The 19,597-nt window shown below is 74.3% G+C and carries 16 protein-coding genes and 1 pseudogene; 8 read left to right on the plus strand and 9 right to left on the minus strand.

The annotated features are described in order from the left end of the window. Positions 1-239 precede the first annotated feature (239 nt). From DDW44_RS29290 to DDW44_RS29305, 3 genes are all read right to left on the minus strand, one after another. Complete coding sequence (locus DDW44_RS29290) at positions 240-1,043, minus strand: hypothetical protein (RefSeq protein ID WP_108908367.1); 804 nt, start codon at positions 1,041-1,043, stop codon at positions 240-242. Positions 1,044-1,407: 364 nt separating this feature from the next. Beyond that, complete coding sequence (locus DDW44_RS29295) at positions 1,408-1,719, minus strand: hypothetical protein (protein WP_017950020.1); 312 nt, start codon at positions 1,717-1,719, stop codon at positions 1,408-1,410. A gap of 243 nt (positions 1,720-1,962) precedes the next feature. Next, positions 1,963-2,562 (minus strand): class I SAM-dependent methyltransferase, encoded by a 600-nt coding sequence (locus DDW44_RS29305; RefSeq protein ID WP_018890539.1) that lies wholly within the window; start codon positions 2,560-2,562, stop codon positions 1,963-1,965. A 251-nt stretch (positions 2,563-2,813) separates the two neighbouring features. Between DDW44_RS29305 and DDW44_RS29310 the strand changes: the two genes are divergently transcribed. The 5 genes from DDW44_RS29310 to DDW44_RS29330 all read left to right on the plus strand — a co-directional run bounded on the left by DDW44_RS29310 (position 2,814) and on the right by DDW44_RS29330 (position 9,001). Further along, positions 2,814-3,641 carry an MHYT domain-containing protein gene (locus DDW44_RS29310; protein ID WP_108908368.1) on the plus strand — a complete coding sequence of 276 codons (828 nt, stop codon included), beginning with the start codon at positions 2,814-2,816 and terminating at the stop codon, positions 3,639-3,641. A 182-nt stretch (positions 3,642-3,823) separates the two neighbouring features. Next, positions 3,824-6,565, plus strand: a complete 2,742-nt coding sequence (locus tag DDW44_RS29315) for a sensor histidine kinase (protein WP_108908369.1) — start codon at positions 3,824-3,826, stop codon at positions 6,563-6,565. Continuing rightward, positions 6,562-6,996, plus strand: a complete 435-nt coding sequence (locus DDW44_RS29320) for a roadblock/LC7 domain-containing protein (protein WP_018890542.1) — start codon at positions 6,562-6,564, stop codon at positions 6,994-6,996. The genes DDW44_RS29315 and DDW44_RS29320 overlap by 4 nt, the downstream gene beginning before the upstream one ends. Before the next feature lie 21 nt (positions 6,997-7,017). Beyond that, positions 7,018-7,431 carry a DUF742 domain-containing protein gene (locus DDW44_RS29325; RefSeq protein WP_108908370.1) on the plus strand — a complete coding sequence of 138 codons (414 nt, stop codon included), beginning with the start codon at positions 7,018-7,020 and terminating at the stop codon, positions 7,429-7,431. Between the two features lie 520 nt (positions 7,432-7,951). Then, positions 7,952-9,001: a nucleoside hydrolase gene (locus DDW44_RS29330; RefSeq protein WP_108908371.1), complete on the plus strand. Its 1,050-nt coding sequence runs from the start codon at positions 7,952-7,954 to the stop codon at positions 8,999-9,001. A gap of 274 nt (positions 9,002-9,275) precedes the next feature. Here DDW44_RS29330 and DDW44_RS29335 read toward each other — a convergent pair whose 3' ends face one another. Continuing rightward, entirely contained in the window at positions 9,276-10,166 is an 891-nt protein-coding gene (locus DDW44_RS29335) for a SigB/SigF/SigG family RNA polymerase sigma factor (RefSeq protein WP_108908372.1), read from the minus strand. Between the two features lie 235 nt (positions 10,167-10,401). Here DDW44_RS29335 and DDW44_RS29340 point away from each other — a divergent pair, with 235 nt between their 5' ends. Together DDW44_RS29340 and DDW44_RS29345 are read left to right on the plus strand one after the other, a co-directional pair. Further along, complete coding sequence (locus DDW44_RS29340; protein ID WP_108908373.1) at positions 10,402-11,244, plus strand: pentapeptide repeat-containing protein; 843 nt, start codon at positions 10,402-10,404, stop codon at positions 11,242-11,244. A gap of 271 nt (positions 11,245-11,515) precedes the next feature. Then, complete coding sequence (locus DDW44_RS29345) at positions 11,516-12,076, plus strand: type 1 glutamine amidotransferase domain-containing protein (protein ID WP_108908374.1); 561 nt, start codon at positions 11,516-11,518, stop codon at positions 12,074-12,076. Positions 12,077-12,208: 132 nt separating this feature from the next. Here the strand turns inward: DDW44_RS29345 and DDW44_RS29350 are convergent. The 5 genes and pseudogenes from DDW44_RS29350 to DDW44_RS29370 form a co-directional block, all read right to left on the minus strand. Further along, positions 12,209-12,640 (minus strand): annotated as a pseudogene (locus tag DDW44_RS29350) (alpha/beta fold hydrolase); the annotation flags it as partial. 216 nt (positions 12,641-12,856) lie between these two features. Next, positions 12,857-13,798 carry a cation diffusion facilitator family transporter gene (locus DDW44_RS29355; RefSeq protein WP_018890549.1) on the minus strand — a complete coding sequence of 314 codons (942 nt, stop codon included), beginning with the start codon at positions 13,796-13,798 and terminating at the stop codon, positions 12,857-12,859. 79 nt (positions 13,799-13,877) lie between these two features. Beyond that, the gene (gene ligD, locus DDW44_RS29360) at positions 13,878-14,810 is read right to left on the minus strand and encodes a non-homologous end-joining DNA ligase (protein ID WP_108908375.1); all 933 of its coding nucleotides are present in this window, start codon (positions 14,808-14,810) and stop codon (positions 13,878-13,880) included. A 147-nt stretch (positions 14,811-14,957) separates the two neighbouring features. Further along, on the minus strand, positions 14,958-16,838 hold the full coding sequence (locus DDW44_RS29365) for a transketolase (protein WP_108908376.1): 1,881 nt from the start codon (positions 16,836-16,838) through the stop codon (positions 14,958-14,960). A 147-nt stretch (positions 16,839-16,985) separates the two neighbouring features. Beyond that, positions 16,986-18,398 (minus strand): NAD(P)/FAD-dependent oxidoreductase, encoded by a 1,413-nt coding sequence (locus tag DDW44_RS29370; protein ID WP_108908979.1) that lies wholly within the window; start codon positions 18,396-18,398, stop codon positions 16,986-16,988. 482 nt (positions 18,399-18,880) lie between these two features. On the opposite strand from DDW44_RS29370, the gene DDW44_RS29375 reads away from it, so the two are divergent. Further along, complete coding sequence (locus DDW44_RS29375) at positions 18,881-19,486, plus strand: GTP-binding protein (protein WP_017950034.1); 606 nt, start codon at positions 18,881-18,883, stop codon at positions 19,484-19,486. Positions 19,487-19,597: the final 111 nt, after the last annotated feature.

Below are 19,597 nucleotides of genomic sequence, written 5' to 3' on the forward strand. Positions count from 1 at the left end.
CAGCGTGCTGTGGCCGACACTCCCCGACCATGGGCCCGGCCCACACGTCGGGGGCCTCGGTCATGTGGGAGGAGGGACGAGCATGTGCCCGCAACTCCTTCGGTGGGGCCGGTACTTCTCCGGTCGGGCCGGCATTCCCCCTGGCCGGGCCGGTATGTCTCCGGTCCGGTCGGCACCCTCCGGTGGGGCAGGCACTCCCGCGGTCGGGCTCGTCCGCGCCCGTCCCGCCTACGCCCACCTCAGGAGGGCCGCACCGCCATCCTGTCCAGGGACTCCAGCAGCCCCGGCAGTTCCGGGCCGCGTCCCACCGGCAGGACCTCGCCGGGCTCCTCGTCCAGCAGCACCAGCGCGATGTCGTCGGTCCTGGCCACCAGCGACCACCCCGGTCCGTCCGCCCGGAGCATCCGCGCACCGTCGGACGCGAAGCTCGACCGGACCCGCCCGGGCGGCGGGGCGTCGTCCACATAGCCGTGCAGCTCCTTGAGCACCCGGCGCACCCCTTCGTGCGGCGTCGCGCGCTCCTCCTCCGGGGCGTCCGGCTGCGCGAACGTGATCTGCTCGTCCACCTGCTCGCGCCACACGGCCCACTGCAGCGCGACCTCGTCCGCACCGAGCCGGCGCTGTGCGGGACCCCACCGGCTGGTGTCGGGCGGCGCCAGCGGCGGCCCGCCCGCCTCCTCCTCGTCCGGGTCGTGGGGCGCGGGCACACCCGGCGCGGCCGTCGCCACGGCCAGGGGCCAGCCCGGCAGCGCGGCGACCACCGAACGGTCACTGGGCGACAGGTCGTACTCCATCCCGCAGTCCCACGACGCGATGGCCACCGCCACCAAGGACACGTCGTCGATCACGACCGTCCAGCGGGCCCCGGCACCGTCCTGCCCGAGGACCAGCCCGTAGCCGGCGTCGTAGGGCCGGAGCCCCAGCGCCGCGCACGCCGCGGGATAGTCGTCGCCGAGCACGCTGGGGAACCGTGCCGGTGTGAGCAACTGCGCAGTCAGCACAAAGAGCGCGTCGTCGTCGGCCGCTTCGTCCGTCCCGGCCACGGCATCCTCCCCCGTCCGATCGTTCGTCGGCGCACCTTAACCAGTGGGTAACCCCGGCGTCGAGAGCCGGCGGCAGGAAACCGTGCCGACTCCTCACCCGCCGCCCTGACACACCCTGCCGCGACGGGCCCGGCCCACAAGGGGCGGGCCGTGCCCGTGGGCATGCCTCCGTCCCGGCGGGGCGCGCCGCCTCCGTGCCCTTCCCGGCGGGGCACGCCGCCTCCGCGCCCTTCCCACCGGGCCGCGCCCATGGGCGTGCCCGCGTCGCCGTGGCCCGCGTTCGACCGCCGGGGCCCGCGGCCCGCGCCGGCCCCGCGCACTGCGCCCGCGCGGGCCGCCCCGGCCCCGCCCGCGCGCCCCGCCGTCACGCGACGGGCAGTCCGAGCAGACTGCGCGCCACCGAGCGGGGCGACTCGTCACGCTCGCGCGCCAGGGCGATCACGGCCCGGCACGCCAGCTCGTTGACCCCGAAGGAGAGCGCCTCGGGGGACACCCAGCCCGACGCCTCCTCGATCCCCCGCTGATCGTCCTCGGCGCACGCGGAGACGTACGCCGCCGCGGCCTCGAAGAGATTCGGCCGCCGCTGCGGGCCGGCCGTCGTGGGCGGCGCGCCCCGCCCGTCGACCGCATCCCGTGCCACGAGCCTGCGGATTCCGCTCATCACCTTGCCGAACACCCAGGGCCCCCTTCCACCGCACCATCACGCTTGCGGTGTACCCCGCCGGTATGACAATTCTTCCTCCGGGTGCTTGCCGTGCTTGCCGTGCTGGCGGTGGTTGCGGTGCTGGCGGTGGTTGCCGTGAACGCCGTGCCCGCGATCTCCGGCCAGGAGCCCGGCGCAGCGGCCGCCGTCACGCCCGCGCGTCGCGACGGGGCCGTCCTCGGGAGGCGGCCGCCATCGTGCCCGGCCCCGCACGCGTCAGCCCTCCCGTACCGCCAGGGCGAGGAACAGCGCCTCCTCGTCGACGTACGAGACCAGCCGCCATCCCGAAGCGGCCAGCAGGGGGCGGAGGTTGGGCTCGGCGCGCAGATCGCCGGGCGTGAGCCGGCGGCCCTGACGGTCGGCCAGAGCGGCCCGGCCGATGGGGTGCACCAGCGCGAGTCGGCCGCCCGAGCGCACCACCCGGGCCAGTTCACGCAGATCGTCGGCCGGATTCGGCAGGTGCGCTATCAACCCCGAGGCGAACACCGCGTCCACCGACGCCGTGTGCAGCGGCAGCCGGGCCGCGTCGGCGAGCAGCAGCGCGGCGTCACGGCCGCGCCCGGCGCGCACCGCAGCTCCCAGCATCTCGGGAGTCAGGTCGACGCCGACGACCGTGCCGTGCGGTCCAACGGCCTCGCGCAGGACGGGGAGCGCGCGTCCGGTGCCGCAGCCGGCGTCCAGGACCACACCGCCGGGCCTCGGGGCAAGCGCCGCGACACCCGCGGCGAAGGCGGGTCCGTCGTCGGGGAACCGTGTGTCCCAGCCGGCGGCGCGGACGCCGAAGAACTCCTGGACATGCCTGTGGTCGTCGGTCATACGCCCATGATTTCGCAACCCCGGGCCCGCCCCTGATCACCGCCGGAGCAACCTCCGGATCACGGCCGGAGCAACCTCCGGATCACCGAGGGAACAGCCTCCGGATCATCCCAGGACCACCGCCGGAACAGACGTGCGGTGCACTCGTACGACCTCGGCACGATCGTTCTGAAACATCGGCTGTCATATTCCAGCCGCTTTCGAAATGCGCCCCCGACCCGCGCCCCCACCGGCACTACCGTCCCTGAGCCATGGGACACCTGGACCACGCCACGTTCGGCTGGCTGACCCCCGTGCTGTCGTACGCGATGGCCTGCATCGGCGCCGCCCTGGGGCTGCGCTGCACCGTGCGCGCGCTCGACGCGACCGGCCGCTCCCGGCGCAACTGGCTCCTCACCGCGGCCTCCGCCATCGGCACCGGCATCTGGACGATGCACTTCGTCGCGATGCTCGGCTTCGGCGTCACCGGCACCGACATCCGCTACAACGTCCCGCTCACGATCCTCAGCCTGGTCGTCGCCGTGGCCGTGGTCGGCGTGGGGGTCTTCGCCGTCGGCCACAGCCGCGAACGCGTCCGCGCCCTGCTGCTGGGCGGGCTGACCACCGGACTGGGCGTCGCCAGCATGCACTACCTCGGAATGGCGGCGCTCCGGCTGCACGGGGACGTCAGCTACGATCCGCTGCTCGTCGTCCTTTCCGTCGTCATCGCGGTGGTCGCCGCGACCGCCGCCCTGTGGGCCGCGCTGAACATCAGGTCGCCCCGCGCGGTCGCCGTCGCCTCGCTCGTCATGGGTGCGGCGGTCAGCAGCATGCACTACACCGGCATGTTCGCCGTGAGGGTGGGCGTCGCGCCCTCGGACGCGGCGCTGCCCGGCGCCACGACGATGCAGTTCATCTTCCCGCTCGCCGTCGGCCTGGGGGCGTACCTCTTCCTCACGTCCGCTTTCGTCGCGCTCACCCCCACGGCACGCGAACGGGCCGCCTACGCCTCGGCCGGGCGGAGCGGCGAGTCCGAGCTTGCCGAGCAGGCCGAGTACGCCGAGCACGCCGGTCCCGCACCGGCACCGACCACGTCGTAGGCCGCCGTCCCCGCTGCCGCCGCCCTGCTCCCACCGCCCCCTGCAGCGGTCTCCCTGCTGCCCCGCCGTCACCTCCCGGTCCCCCCGCCCGCGGTCCGGTCCGCCCCGGTCCCCCGGGGGCCCGGACCACCGCGCGGCCGCCCCCGCCGCACCCGACGACCCGTACCCGGAACGAGGAGGCCATGCGCACACCGCGCAGCACATCCGGCGCCGAGGCGCCGCCCCCGCACCCGCGACCACCCGCGGCGGCCGGTGTCCCGGCGCTCCGCGGACGCCGCGCCCACGCCGGGCCGCCCGCGGACGAACGGGCCGAGCCCGGCACCGCCCACGGGCCCGCCGGCCCACCCCGCAGCGAGGCGGCACGACGTCCCGGGGAGCGCCGGCACCTGCGTCCCAGGACCGTACGCGCCAAGATCATCTCGCTGCTGATGGTCCCCGTCGTCTCCCTGCTCGCCCTCTGGGGGTTCGCCACCGTCACCACCGCGCAGGACATCGCCCGGCTCCGCCAGCTCCAGGACGTCGAGAACCGCGTCCGCGGACCCGTCGCCGACGCCGTGTACGCACTCCAGGACGAGCGCCGGGCCGCCCTCCGCCAGATCACCGCGCCCGGCTCCCAGCGCGCCGCCGACCTGCGATCGCGGGCGAAAGCCACCGACGCCGCGCTCGCCGCACTGCTGCTCGACCCGTCCCACACCGTCGCCGAGGGGGGCGAGCTGCCCCGCGACGTCGGCCGGCGGCTGTCCGCGTTCGTCGCACACGGCCGCCAACTCGCTGCCCTCCGCGCCTCCGTGCTCGACCGCCGGACTGGCTGGGACAGCGCGTACGAGAAGTACACGGCGGCCATCGGCGCGGGCTTCGGCGTCACCGGCGCCCTCGCCGGCGTCCAGGACTCCGGCACGGGTTCGGACGCACGCGTGCTGCTCGAGTTCGCCAGGGCCGGGGAGATGCTCGCACGGGAGGACGCGCTGCTCACGGCCGCCCGGACCGCCGAGTCGTTCGGCTCCGGCCGACTGCGGCGGTTCGCCGGTGCCGTGGAGACCCGCCGCGCGCTCACCGAGTCCGCCGCGGCCGACCTGCCCCCGGGCGAGCGGGCCGCCTGGCGCGAGCTCACCGCCCAGGGCGCCTACCGGGCCCTGAGGTCCGCCGAGGACGCCACCGCCGCCGCCCCGGCCGGACGCCGCGCGGCCGCGGCCGTGCCCGCCGCCACCTGGGACTCCGCCCACGGCGCCGTCCGCGCCGGCATGCGGGACATCGAGACGAGCGCGTGGCGCGGCGCGGCGGACCGTGCCGACCCGGTCGGGCAGGGCGTGTTCACCGCCGCCGGAGCCGCGGTCCTTCTCGGACTCGCCGCGGTGGCGGCCTCCCTCGCCATCTCCGTACGCATCGGCCGTGCCCTCGTCGTCGAACTCGTCGGACTCCGCAACACCGCCCTGGAGATCGCCCGGCACAAACTGCCGCAGGCCATGAGCCGGCTCCGCGCAGGCGAGGACATCGACGTCCGGTCCGAGGCGCCGCCCGGGCCGCCCCCGCTGGACGAGATCGCCGAGGTCGGCGAGGCTCTGTCCACCGTGCACCGCGCCGCGCTGAGCGCCGCCGTCGAACGCGCCGAACTCAGCCGCGGCATCTCCGGAGTGTTCGTCAACCTCGCCCGCCGCAGCCAGGTGCTGGTCCACCGGCAGCTCACCCTGCTCGACGGCATGGAACGCCGGGCCGAGGACCCCGGTGAACTGGGCGACCTGTTCCGCCTCGACCATCTGACGACCCGTATGCGGCGACACGCGGAGAGCCTCATCATCCTGTCCGGCGCCGCACCGGGCCGGGCGTGGCGGATGCCCGTGCCGCTCACCAACGTCGTCCGCGCCGCGGTGTCCGAGATCGAGGACTACGCGAGGGTCGAGGTGCGGCAGCTTCCGGAGGCCGCCGTGGTCGGGGCCGCGGTCGCCGACCTCACCCACCTGCTGGCCGAACTCGTCGAGAACGCCGCACAGTTCTCGCCACCGCACACCAAGGTCAGGGTCAGCGGCGAGCCCGTCGGCAACGGCTACGCGCTGGAGATCGAGGACCGGGGACTCGGCATGGGCAAGGAGGCCCTCGCGGACGCCAACCGCCGCATCGAGGAGTCGGAGGCGCTCGACCTCTTCGACAGCGACCGGCTGGGCCTGTTCGTCGTCAGCCGGCTGTCCGCCCGCCACGACATCAGGGTCGAACTGCGGACCTCGCCGTACGGGGGGACCACGGCCGTCGTCCTGATCCCCACCGCGCTGCTGCAGAGCGCCCTGCCGGCAGGCGCCGCACCGCCCGCGGCCGCGAGCCACGGGGCCGAACACGCTCCGGCACGGGAGCCCGCGACACACTCCGCCCCCTACGCCGTGCCGGACCCGGCCCGGGCTCCGGCGCGGCAGGGCGGGCAGTCCCCGCCGGGGCGGCCCGGCCCGCAGGGCGTCGAGGCCCGGTCCCCGGGGGCGGATCCCCCGCCGGGAGTCATCGCCCTGAGGCTGCGCGACCGTACCGCGTCACCACCCCCCGACGGTCCCCGTCCCGAGAACCACCGCCCCGAGAACCACCGCCCCGAGAGTCACCGCCCCGGGAGTGACCGTCCCGAGAGCCACCGCCCCGGGAGTCCCCGTCCCGGGAGTTCCCCCGCAGGCCCACCGGCCCGGGGCGACACCCCCGGGAAACCCTCCTCTGCGGACACGGGCGGCCTGCCGCGCCGCGTCAGGCAGGCCAGCCTCGTCCCCCAGCTGCGCGCGGCCTCGCAGCCCGAACCGGCGGACCCGGCCCGGCACGACGCACCGGAACGCACCCCCGAAAAGGTCAGGGACCGGATGACCGCCTATCGCGCCGGCTGGGCCCGCGGCGGCGGCGCCGCCCCGGGCAGTCCCACCCACACGAGCGCTCACCGCAGCGAAGGAGACCACAGATGATCGACCACGAGAGGAGCCTCCACCCCCGCTCCGGTGAGCTCGACTGGCTGCTCGACGACCTGGTGCTGCGGGTGGGCGAGGTCCGCCACGCCGTCGTGCTCTCCAACGACGGCCTCGCCGTCGGCGCGTCCGGCGGTCTCACCCGGGAGGACGCCGAGCATCTCGCCGCCGTCTCCTCCGGGTTCCACAGCCTTGCCAAGGGCGCCGGGCGCCACTTCCGCACCGGCCAGGTCCGGCAGACGATGGTCGAGATGGACGACGGTTTCCTCTTCGTCGCCGCCGCCGGCGAGGGCTCCTGCCTCGCCGTCCTCAGCTCCGTCACCGCCGATGTGGGGCTGATCGCCTACGAGATGGCGCGGCTCGTCAAGCGCGTCGGCGAGCACCTGGGCAGCCCGCCGCGCACGTCCACGCCGCCACCCGCCGCCGGCTGACCGGGGAAAGGCTCCTGCGATATGAACGACGCCGCCGACGGCGGCCCGGACCTCCAGGGCAGTCGCTGGTACGACGCGGAGGCGGGCCCGCTGGTCCGTCCGTACGCCATGACCGGAGGCCGCACCCAGCCGGGACCGAACTCCGTCCGCCTCGACCTCATCGCGCTCGTCGACGCGACCGCCGGCGCGGCGGACCGGGCGGCGGAGTCCCTGCTCGGTCCCGAGCACCGGGCACTGCTGGAGCTCTGCCGTACCGAGACCCAGTCGGTCGCCGAGCTCGCCGCGGACGCCGATCTGCCGGTGGGAGTCGTCCGGGTGCTCGTCGGCGATCTGCTGGAAGGCGGGCACGTGACGGTCTCCATGCCGGTTCCGCCCGCGCAACTGCCGGACGAAAGGATCCTCCGGGAGGTGATCGACGGCCTCAGAGCCCTGTGAGCCGGGGCCCTGCGGCCGACGTGACAGGGAAGCGGGGTGGGCATCCGGCCCCGCGTGCGGCGAAAGCAGTGAGCCGGGGCGGACGGGTCCGGTGCGCACACCCGGGCCCCGCGGGCAGCCGGGGCCTGCGCCGGGCCGGCCGGACCCTGCGGTGGCGGGCCGGACTCTGCGGTGGCGGGCCGGGGAGTCCGGTGCGGACCGGCGGGGACCGGGAACACCCCCGTACGGCGTACCCGGTCCGCGCGCATCAGCCGACCGGGCGGCGGGATCCGGGGCACACTGATGGCGTCGTTCCTTGCCCGGCCCGACAACGCGTGTCCCGCTGCCGTTTCCGTGTCCGCTGTGACACCCCACGACCCCACACATCCACGCCCCCACACACCTGAACCAACACCCCACACCCCGACCCCCGCAAAGCCGCCACCCCGCGCGTACGCCGTACAGGTCGCCGGTGCCGGCGGCACCCGTACCGCCGGCGCGCCCGCGCCGATGCCGAAGCCGAGGAGCGCCGAGGAGCACCGTGTCCGTACCGATCATCCTCGATTGCGACCCCGGGCACGACGACGCCGTCGCCATCCTGCTCGCCGCCGGAGATCCCGCCGTCGACCTGCTCGCGATCACCACCGTCGCAGGCAACCAGGTACTGGAGAAGACGACGCTCAACGCCCGTCGCGTCTGCACCGCGGCGGGCATCGCCGACGTGCCCATCGCCGCCGGATGTGCCCGGCCGCTCGTCGGGCGACTCCACATCGCGGACGACGTCCACGGCGAGTCGGGCCTGGACGGGCCGGACTTCGGCGAACCGACCGTCGGTACCGTGCCCGGGCACGCCGTCGACCTGATGTACCGGATCCTGGCCCGGCACCCGGAGCCCGTGACCCTCGTACCGACCGGTCCGCTCACCAACATCGCCCTGCTGCTCACCCGCCATCCAGACGCGGCGGCGCACATCCGCGAGATCGTGCTCATGGGCGGTTCGACGGAACGCGGCAACCGCACTCCCGCCGCCGAGTTCAACATCTACGTCGATCCGGAGGCCGCCGACATCGTCTTCCGCAGCGGGCTGCCCGTGACCATGTGCGGCCTGAACGTCACCCACCAGGCGCTGGTCACCCCCGAGGTGCTGGCCCGGCTGGAGGGGCTGGGCACGGACCTCGGGCGCGTCTGCGCGGAGCTGATGACGTTCTTCGCCACCACCTACCAGCGGTTGTGGGGACTTCCGGCGCCACCCCTGCACGATCCGGTGGCGGTGGCCCGGGTCATCGACCCCACGATGGTGGACTGTGCCGACGCGAGCGTCGCCGTCGAACTGCGCGGGGAGTTCACGCGCGGGGCGACCGTCGTGGACCTGCACCGGTACCTTGACCGGCCGGTCAACGCGCGGGTGGCGGTGCGCCTCGACCAGGAGAGGTTCTGGGACCGGGTCATCGGTGCCGTCGACGCGCTCGGACGGCGGACGGCCGGCCCGGGGGACCCGCTACAGGGCGACTCGCGTACGGGGGACGGCCCGGGCACAGGGCACGGCCCGAGTACGTCGGACGGCCCGAGTACGTCGGACGGCCCGGGATGACCCGCCGGGCGCCCGCCGTCACCCGCCGGATGTGCGCGACTCCGCCGGGGCGGGAAGGGCGGTGCGCCGGCCGGCCTCCACCGTCGGCCCCCACGGGCGTGTCCGGCCCTCCTGCGAGGACCTCCTCGAGGGATCTCTTGGCTTCCCGCCCGGGTCTCCTCCGGCCGCCAGCGCACGGGTCGTGCCCGCCCCGCCGTCGCCCGGCGCACGGGTCGTGCCCGCCCCTCCCGGCGCACGGTCGTGTCCGCCCTGACGCCAACACCCCGCGCAGCGATCACCGCCGCGCCGGGGAGCAGGCCCTGCCACGTGCCGCACGGCCCGCGCGGCGCCGCTCCGGCGGCCGCGCGCCGCAGCCGGTGGCCGCCGCGTCGTGCAGGATCTCGTCCCGCAGCCTGCTGCAGCAGCGGTCGATCAGGCGGGAGACGTGCACCTGCGAGATGCCGAGGTCCTCCGCTATGCCCCGCTGTGTCATGTCCCGGAAGAAGCGCAGATAGAGAATCCGCCGCTCACGGTCCGGCAGCCGGTCCAGCCGGGGCCTGACCGCCTCGCGGTCGACGACGACGTCGAGCGCCGGATCGGGCCCGCCCATCGCGTCGGCCAGCGTGTACCCGCCGTTGCCGCCCTGTGCGTCGCCGCCCTGTACGTCGGCGTCGAGGGAGAGCGCGCGGTAGCTGCCCAGCGCCTCCAGGCCCGCCGCGGCCTCCTCCTCGGTCATGCCTGCTTGCCGCGCGATCTCGGCGGCACCCGGCTCACGGCCGCCGACGCTCTGGACGAGCTCGCGGCGGGCGGCGCGCACCCGGTTGCGCAGGTCCTGCACCCGGCGGGGCACGTGCACGGTCCATGTGTGGTCGCGGAAGTGCCGCTTGATCTCCCCGTCGATCGTCGGGACGGCGAAAGACTCGAACGCACCGCCGCGGTCCGGGTCGTACCGTCCCACGGCCTTCACCAGCCCGAGCGCGGCGACCTGACGCAGATCCTCCAGCGCCTCGCCCCGGTCCCGGTAGCGCCCGGCCAGCCGGTCGGCCATGGGCAGCCACGCGTTCACCAGCTCCTCCCGCAGCGCGGTCCGCTCCGGCCCTTCGGCCAGCCGGGCCAGCCGTGTGAAGGCCGCCGCGGTGTCCGGCGAGTCGTCATGGGGGTGCCCGCCGCGCTCGTTCGTCCGCATGCTCACTCTCAGCTCCTCGTACGGTGCTGACGGTGTCGACAGCCCGGAGCCGAAGGCGGTCTGGGGCGCGCACAGGGCGCGCAAGGGCTCCGAAGCACGTGGGTGCGCCTGCCCGGGGGCCCTCCCGGCAAACGCCGCGGAAGGGGTGGGCCGGGCGATGACGCCCTCGCGGATGCGGAAGACTGGACGGTGACATCCCGTTCGCGGCGCGGAAACGGAACAGGCAGGGGCCCTCATGACCGAAGCGCACCAGGACGCGGCACCGACTCCCGGCACCTCGGCGCTGCGGGCCGACTGCGGCGAGTGCTTCGCCCTCTGCTGCGTGGCTCTGCCCTTCACGGCCTCGGCCGACTTCGCCGTCGACAAGCCGGCGGGCCGGCCCTGCGGCAACCTCCGCGACGACTTCCGCTGCGGCATCCACACCCGGCTCCGGGACAGCGGATTCCCGGGCTGCACCGTGTACGACTGCTTCGGCGCGGGACAGAAGGTCTCCCAGGTGACGTTCGAGGGACGGAGCTGGCGCTCGGCCCCGGGCAGCGCCCGGCAGATGTTCGACGTCTTCCCCGTGATGCGGCAACTGCACGAACTGCTGTGGTACTTGACCGCCGCCCTGGCACTGCCGTCGGCCCGTCCGGTGCACCCGGCCGCACATGCGCTCCGCGCCGAGATCGAGGCGGTGACACTGCGGGACGCCGGGGAACTGCTCGGGACCGACGTCGCCGCGCTGCGCGGCCGCGCCGGCGAACTGCTGCTCAGGGCGAGCGCGCTGGCGAGGGCCGAGGCTGCTCCGGGCCGGGGGAAGAACCGCAGGGGCGCCGATCTCCTCGGGGCCAGGCTCGCACGCGCCGACCTCCACGGCGCGGATCTGCGCGGCGCCTGCCTGATCGCCGCCGACCTCGGCGGAGCCGATCTGCGTCTGACCGATCTCCTCGGCGCCGACCTCCGGGACGCCGACCTCTCGGGGGCCGACCTCACCGGCAGCATCTTCCTCACCCAGCCGCAACTCCAGCAGGCGAGGGGAGACGCCGCGACGCGGCTGCCGTCCGGACTGCGCCGCCCCACGCACTGGAGTGCCTGAGCGGGCTCCTCCGGGCCGGACGCGGGACGTCCGGCCCGGCACGTCCGGGCACGGGTCGGCCGCCGGTGACGCGATGGACCGCCGGACGGACGATGCGGAACCGGACGGACGACGCGGAACCGGACGGACCCCGGACCCCGCAGAGTGCGGTCGCGGCACCGGTCCCGCATACCGGGCACACGTACGGGTACCCGCACCGCCGGACAGCGCCGGACCCGGGCAGCGAGCCCGACCGGCGGTACGGAAACGGGGGAGAGAAGAGCCCAGGCCCATGAACATCGCCTTCCTCACGGCGCACGAAGGCGTCGAACAGATCGAACTGACCGAACCCTGGCAGGCCGCGGCGGACGCCGGGCACACCCCTCGGCTGATCTCCGTCAAGCCCGGCCGCATCCAGGCCTTCGACCACCTCGACAAGGCGGACACCTTCGCCGTCGATCAGGTCGTCTCCGACGCGTCCGTGACGGACTACGCGGGCCTGGTGCTCCCCGGGGGAGTCGCCAACCCCGACTTCCTGCGCATGGACGCCGAGGCCGTCGCCTTCGTCCGGGGGTTCTTCGACGCGGGCAAACCGGTGGCGGCCATCTGCCACGCCCCGTGGACACTCGTCGAGGCCGACGCCGTACGCGGCAGGACGCTGACGTCGTGGCCCAGCCTGCGCACCGACATCCGCAACGCGGGCGGCACCTGGGTGGACGAGCAGGTGCACATCTGCCGCAGCGGCCCGAACGCACTGATCACCAGCCGCAGGCCCGACGACCTCAAGGCCTTCTGCTCGGCGCTGCTCACGGAGTTCGCCCCGCGGACCGCGGGCGCCCCGGCCGGCGGCTGACCGCCCGCCCCGAAGGGCATACGGGAGTCACCGCCGCGCCCCGCGCCCCCGTGGCCGGCCACGGGAGCGCGGGGCGCCGTGCCCGAGGCGCGGTCGCGGTCCGCCGGTCCGTGCACGCCCGGCCGACGGGTGCTACACCGCCGCCGCGTCGAGCAGCACCCGGGCCAGCTCGCGCGGCCGGGAGAACATCGGCCAGTGCCCGGTGTCCAGCTCGACCAGCCGCCAGTGCTCACCACGCAGCAGCTCGGCCACATCGGGGCTCGGCTCCTTCCCGTCGAGCAGGCACTTGACGTATGTCGCCGGCAGATCGCCGAGCGCCCCTTCGAGCACGGCGGGCTCGGTGAGCGTCGCGCCGGGATGCGGGGTAGCCCTGGCGACGATCCGCCCCGTCTGCGCGTCGCCGAGCCCCTGCCCGGCGCAGTCGGCCCCGGTCAGCGGCGCCCAGAAGCCACCGTTCGCGGCTATCGAGGCCTCGACCGCCGCCCGGCCGACGGGCCACGCGGACACGAACGACTCCCCGTTCGCCGGGACGTTCGAGTCGACGAAGACCACGTGTCGCATACGAAGTTCACCATTTCCGCACCGTAGCGGAGGGGTACGACAATCCCCGCCGCAGCCGCAGCCGCAGCCGCAGCCGCAGCCGCAGCCGCAGCCGTATCCGTATCCGGGTCGGCCGGACCGCCTGTTCGCCCGGCCGGCATCGCCGCCCGCCGGATGTCCCGCAGTCCGGCCCTTGGCTTCCGACCGTGCTTCCGCGCGCGTCGTGCGCCGTCCACCGTTTCAGCGTCCGGGGCGCGGCGGTGCCTCGGTGATGTCCAGGAACACCTGGTCGGCCTCCGGCCAGCGGTCCTGGACCGTCGCCTTGATCCGCTCGCTCACGAGCTCGACCTCCTCGCTGTCCAGCCCCGGCACCAGGTCGATCCGCGCGGCGACGAGTACCGAGTCGACCCCCAGACGCATCGTCAGCAGATCCGCCACGTTGTCGATCTCGGGTTGCCCGTCCAGCGTGGCGCGGATGTCCCCGTGCATGCCGGGGTCGACGGCGACGCCGATGAGGAGGTCCCGCGCCTCGCGCCCCAGCCGGTAGGCGACGTACACCAGAAGGAGGCCGATCGCGAGGGACGCCGCCGCCTCCCACACCACCCTGCCGGTGGCCAGGTGCAGCCCCATGCCCGCTATGGCGATCAGGACTCCGACCACCGCGGCACCGTCCTCCGCGATCACGGTGCGGTGCGCGGGGTCCCGAGCCTCGTCACCCTGCTTCCGGTACTGGTAGAGCGCGCGGACCAGCGACGTCCCCTCGGCGGCCAGCGCGGCGCCGAGCACGGCGAGTCCGGCCGCGTAGTGCCCGGAGGACACCGGCCGGTCGCCCGCCCGCAGTGCCTCGACGGCTTGGAAGAACGAGAAGCAGCCGCCCATGACGAAGATGCCGACGGCGGCCAGCAGGGACCAGAACCAGCGCTCCTTGCCGTAGCCGAAGGGGTGGCGGCGGTCGGCGGGACGGCGGCTCCGCCGAAGGGCTGCCAGCAGGAAGATCTCGTTGAGGCTGTCGGCCACCGAGTGCGCCGCCTCCGACAACAGCGCGGGCGACGACGCCGCGAGCCCGCCGGCCGTCTTGGCCGCGGCGATGACGAGGTTCGCGGCGAGCGCGACGACGACGGTGATCCGGGTCCTGCGGTCCGAGCGTTTCCCGTGCTCGCCGCGCTCACGGTTCACGGCCACGCACCGCGGGCACCGCCGGACCGGTCGCGGAGCCGGCGAACGCGGTGGCGGCGAGGCCCGCCAGGGCCCGTGGCCGGGGTCACCCGGCTGCTCGACTTGCGGCCGCGTCGCGGCGCAGCGCGTCCAGCCGCCGCCGTGCCGGGCCGAGCGCCCTGCCGCGCCGCGGTACTCCCTCCCAGGGGTTCGCGGCCGTCTGGTCGAGCACGTTCGTGATGTTCCACCGGCGTGCCGTGACGTCGGGATCGTCCAGCTGGTCCCAGCTGACCGGCGTGGCGACCGGCGCGCCCTCGCGCGCTCGCACCGAGTACGGCGCCACCGCCGTCTGGGCGTACCCGTTGCGCAGGACGTCCAGGTACAGCCGGTCGCCGCGTGCCGCCTTGCGCGCCTCCGTGGTCAGCCGGTCCGGGTGGGATGCCGCGAGGAGATCCGCGGCGTCCTTCGCGAACGCCCTGACCTCGTCGAACGCGTGCCGCCGGCCGAGCGGCACGATGACGTGCAGGCCCCGTGAACCCGTCGTCATCAGGGTCGACGGCAGACGGAGTTCGGCGAGCAGATCGCCGAGGAGCCGTGCGGCCCGCCTGACGGGCTCGAAGTCGTCCTCCGGCGGGTCCAGGTCGAAGACCATGCGGTCCGGGTGATGCGGGCGGTCCGTTCTCGACTGCCAGCGGTGGAGGGTGACGCACGCCTGGTCGGCGAGGTACACGAGGGTCGCCGTGTCGCCGCACACGGTATGGGTGACGGTGCCGCCTTCCTTGGGGACCTCGGCGCGGCGCACCCAGTCCGGAAAGCTCTCCGGCGTGTCCTTCTGCATGAACCCGGGCCCGCCGAGGCCGTCGGGGAGCCGTTCCAGCATCAGTGGCCTGCCGCGGAGATGAGGCAGCATGTGCGGCGCGATCGCCCGGTGGTAGTCGACGAGATCCGCCTTGGTGAAACCGTCGGCGGGGAACAGGACCTTCTCCGGCCGGTGGACCTCCACGGTACGGCGACCGGCACGCACGGTCGTGGTGCTCATGGCCCGCGGCTACCCCGTACCGGCGTCCCGTAGACACGGGCGCTGCCGGACGGGGCCCGTACGCATCCAAGGCTGCCCCGCACCGGGGGCGCCTGGACACCGGCGCTGCCGGAAGGCCGTGCGGTTCCGCGGCGGCGGCCGGCCGTCTCAAGGGGCGACGACCTCCTCCACGAGCAGCTTCACGGCAGCGGCGATCGACTCCGCGTCGATCCCGGCGGCGTGCAGCTGCTCCTCCGGCGTGGCGGAGGCCGGCATGCCGTGGACGCCGAGCCGCGCCAGCCTGGGCGCCGGACGCCCGTCCGAGAACGCCTCCGCCACGGCGTCGCCGATGCCGCCCTCCGGGCGGTGGTCCTCCACCGTGAGGACACACCCCGTCGCCCTGCCGGCGTCGTCGAGGGTGCCCACGTCGACGGGCTTCACCGAGTACAGATCGACGACGCGGACCGGGATGCCGTCCGCGGCGAGGGCGTCCGCGGCGCGCAGGGCCTCGTGGACCGTCACGCCCGCGGCGACGATCGTCGCCTTGTCGCCGTCGCCGCTGCGCAGCACCTTGCTGCCGCCGATGGGGAACTCCTCGTCGGGACCGTAGATGACGGGCGTCTCGCCGCGGCTGGTCCGCAGATAGCGGATGCCGTCCAGCTCGGCCATCGCCGCCACCAGCCGCGCCGTCTGGTTGGCGTCGCAGGGGTAGAGCACCGTCGACCCGTGGACGGACCGCAGCATCGCCAGATCCTCGAGGCCCATCTGCGAGGGGCCGTCCTCGCCGATCGCGATGCCCGCGTGCGATCCGACGAGGTTGATGCCCGCCCGGCTCACCGCCGCCATGCGGATGAAGTCGTGTGCCCGGGTGAGGAACGCGGCGAAGGTCGACGCGTACGGCACCCAGCCGCGTGCCTGCAGGCCGACCGCCCCGGCCACCAGCTGCTGCTCGGCGATGTAGAACTCCAGGTACCGGTCCGGGTGTTCCTCCTTGAAGTACTCGGTGCGTGTGGAGTCGCCGACCTCGGCGTCGAGTGCGACCACGTCGCCGCGGGCGGAACCCAGCGCCGCCAGGGCGCGCCCGTAGGCGGTACGGGTGGCCTCCTCCGTGCCGGGCTCGAAGCGGGGGAGCGCCGGCGGTGTCGAGTCCCCGACGTGCCCGACGTGCCCGACGTGCCCGACGTGCCCGACGTGCCTGGCGGGGGCGGCGGGGGGCGGCTCGACCTCGACCCGGATGAACCGCGGTCCGCCCAGTTCCTCGATGGCCGCCTCCGCGTCGGGCAGTGGCTTGCCGTGCTTGCCCTCCCGGTCCTCCACGGCCGCGACGCCGCGTCCCTTGCGGGTGGCCGCGATGACCGCCGTCGGCCGGCCGTCCACCCCGGCCGCCTCGGTGAGGGCCTTGTCGACGGCCTCGACGTCATGGCCGTCGACCTCCACGGTGTGCCAGCCGAACGCCCGGAGCCGCCGGGCATAGGCGCCGAGGTCGTGCTGATGGCGGGTCGGCCCGCGCTGCCCGAGCCGGTTGACGTCGATGATCAGTTTCAGATTGTCCAGTTGCTCGAACGAGGCGTGCTCGACGGCCTCCCAGACGGATCCCTCCGCCATCTCGCTGTCCCCGGAGAGGACCCAGATCCGGTTCGGGACGCGGTCGAGGTACTTGCCGGCGAGGGCCATCCCCACCCCGACCGGCAGCCCCTGGCCGAGCGAACCCGTGGCGACGTCCACCCAGGGCAGCAGCGGCGTCGGGTGGCCCTCCAGGCGGCTGTCCCGCTTGCGGAACGTCAGCAGTTCCTCGTCGTCGACGGCACCCGCCGCCTTGTAGAGCGAGTACAGCAGCGGAGACGCATGGCCCTTGGAGAAGATCAGCCGGTCGTTGGCCGGGTTGCCCGGGTCGGAGAAGTCGTAGCGCAGATGGTGGGCGAGGAGCACGGCGGCGAGGTCGGCCGCCGACATCGACGACGTCGGGTGTCCCGAACCCGCGGCGTCGGCCGCTCGTACCGAGTCCACTCGCAACTGCCGGGCCAGTTCGGTCAGTTCTTCGTAACGCATGTCGCTCCGTTCCCGGTCGTCCGGTGACCGGTTCGTGTGTCGTTTCCGTGGCCGTCGAGGTCCGTCCGGGGCGGCTCGAGATCCCGGTCGAGGTCCCGGGTCGGGATTCCGTTCGAAACCCCGGTCGAGGTCCCGGTCCGGGTCGTGTCAGGGCCGGGACCGGCCCGGTAGCCGGGCCACCTCGGGCGACGAGGTGTCGAGCGGTACCGACCAGGAGCTGACGAGACCGAGTTGCACGGCCTGGCGCGGCAGCGCCGCGTCCAGCAGCCAGTCGGCCGCCACCCGCACCCGGTTGCCGGGCATCGCCGCCAGGTGGTAGCCGCGGGTCACCGCACCCGCGAGCAGTCCGGACAGCGGTACGCCGAGTGGGTTGGCCGCCGCCTGGACGCCGCCCAGGTCCACGGCGAAGCCCAGATCGTGGTGGCGGTAGGGGCGTGCGGTGCCGTGTCCGAGCGACGCCGCGACGTTGTTCGCCGCGACATCGCCCTGACGGGTGGCGTGCTGCGCGGTCATCGGGGTCAGCTCGTAACGGGCGCCGTTCCCGTTCCCGTTTCCGTTCCGGGCGCCCGCACCCGTACCGGCATCGTCCTCCGTCAGCGGGCGGGTCAGATCGGGTACGGCTGCGGCGTCCCCACAGGCGAAGACGTCGGGATGGCCCGGCACGTTGAGCTCGGCCGTCACCCGCAGCCGTCCGCGGTCGAGAGGCAGCCCGACATCGGCCACCAGCGGATCCGGCCGTACCCCCACGCACCACACCAGGGTCCTGGTCGGAACGAACTCGCCGTCGTCCAGCAGCACTCCGTCCGAAGTCGCCTCCTTGATGGAGGTACCGGTGCGCACCTCCACGCCCCGGGCGCGGAGGACCCGGTCGGCGGTCTCGGACAGCTGCCGGTCGAGCTCGGGCAGCACCCGGGGCGCGATGTCGAGGAGCAGCCAGCGCGGCCGGGTGTCCGGAGAACGCCAGGCCGGGCCGAACGGTCCCTTCGGTCGGGACATCTGGGCGTGGAGCTCGTCGGTGAAGATCTTGCCCTGGGCCGCCACCTCGGTGCCGGTGTAACCGGCGCCGACCACGACGAAGGTGCTGCGCGTCCCGCACTCGTCGGTGTGCGGTGCCGCCCCGGCCATCTCCACCTGCCGGACGATGTGGTCGCGCAGGTACAGCGCCTCGGGAAGCCCGCGGAAACCGTGCGCGTGCTCGTTCACCCCCGGCACGGGGAGCAGCTTGTTGACGCTGCCGACGGCGAGCACGAGCCGGTCGTACGCGAGCTCACGGCTTGCGCCCTCCGGGTCCGTGTAGTGCACACGGTGCCCGTCCAGGTCGACCCGCGTCGCCTCGCCCAGCACGAGCCGCACCCCGGGCAGGGTGTGCGCGAGGGAGACGGTCACCCGCCGCGGCTCCAGGATCCCGGCGGCGACCTGGGGCAGCAGAGGCAGGTACAGAAAGTAGTCGGTGGGGTTCAGCAGTACGATCTCGACCCGCTCCTTGGCCAGGGTGCGGGAGAGGGCCCGTGCCGTGCGGTGGCCGGCGAACCCGGCTCCCACGACGACGATCCTGGTCACGGCGTACCGGTGCGGCCGTGGCCGCTCCTCCCGGGGGGTGCGGGGGGCCTGTGAGTGAGGGGCCCGGATGTCGTCGGCCTGCACGGCGAATCGCCTCCCATGGGAAATCGGGGCATGCGAGGGACGGAGCGTTCCGAGTGCCCCGCCGGCGCGGTGCCAAACGCCGGTGCCGGCGCGATCGGGAATCGTCTTCACTCACGCGTCCGTGTATCCAGCCTCCCCCCGTCGAACTGTCGCGGCCACAGGAAACCACAGGAAAATCGAATGGATCCGGACGCCTTCTCAGCCCCGAGCGGTCACATTGCGCAAAAAGCGATCCGGGCGCCCCGCCGGTGTCTCCGATTGCCATACTGCTCACGTTCACAGAACAGATGTGCTGGCGTCCGACCTCGCGACCGGCCCTCCCCGAGACGGCCGCGACGTCCCTGACCTGGGGCGCTTCCTGCCAGGTGTCGGCGCACACCCACGGAGAGAAGTGATCGATGGCCCCCGAGCTCTCTGGCGGAATCGGCGGAGACGCCGCCGCTCTCGCGCTGAAGATACTGGTCGCCGGTGGATTCGGCGTGGGCAAGACGACCCTCGTCGGAGCGGTCAGCGAAATCCGGCCACTGCGTACCGAGGAGCAGCTCAGCGAGGCGGGCGAGAGCGTCGACGACACGGGCGGCGTCGACCAGAAGACGACGACCACCGTCGCCATGGACTTCGGGCGCATCACGATCCGCTCGGGGCTGTCCCTCTATCTCTTCGGCACGCCGGGGCAGGACCGCTTCTGGTTCCTGTGGGACGAGCTGTCGCAGGGGGCGCTCGGCGCGGTGGTCCTCGCGGACACCAGGCGCCTCGAGGACAGTTTCCCCGCCGTCGACTACTTCGAGCACCGGCGCATCCCGTTCGTCGTCGCCGTCAACTGCTTCCCCGGGGCGCGGACCTACGGAGCGCACGAGGTGTCCCGCGCGCTGGACCTCGACCGGGGGACCCCGGTCGTGCTCTGCGACGCGCGCGACCGCGATTCCGGGAAGGAGGTGCTGATCCGGCTGGTCGAGTACGCCGGGCGGATGCACACCGCCCGGCTGCTCGACTCGGTGGGATGACGAGGGCGAGCACGGGGCGATCGCAGGGCGAGGGCGAAGCGGCCGGTTGACGGCCTGCCGGCGGCGTGTCAGCGGCCGGGCGCGGCCGACCGCGACCCGCCGGTATGCCCC

Origin of the sequence: Streptomyces tirandamycinicus (assembly GCF_003097515.1) — a bacterium.
GTDB lineage: Bacteria > Actinomycetota > Actinomycetes > Streptomycetales > Streptomycetaceae > Streptomyces > Streptomyces tirandamycinicus.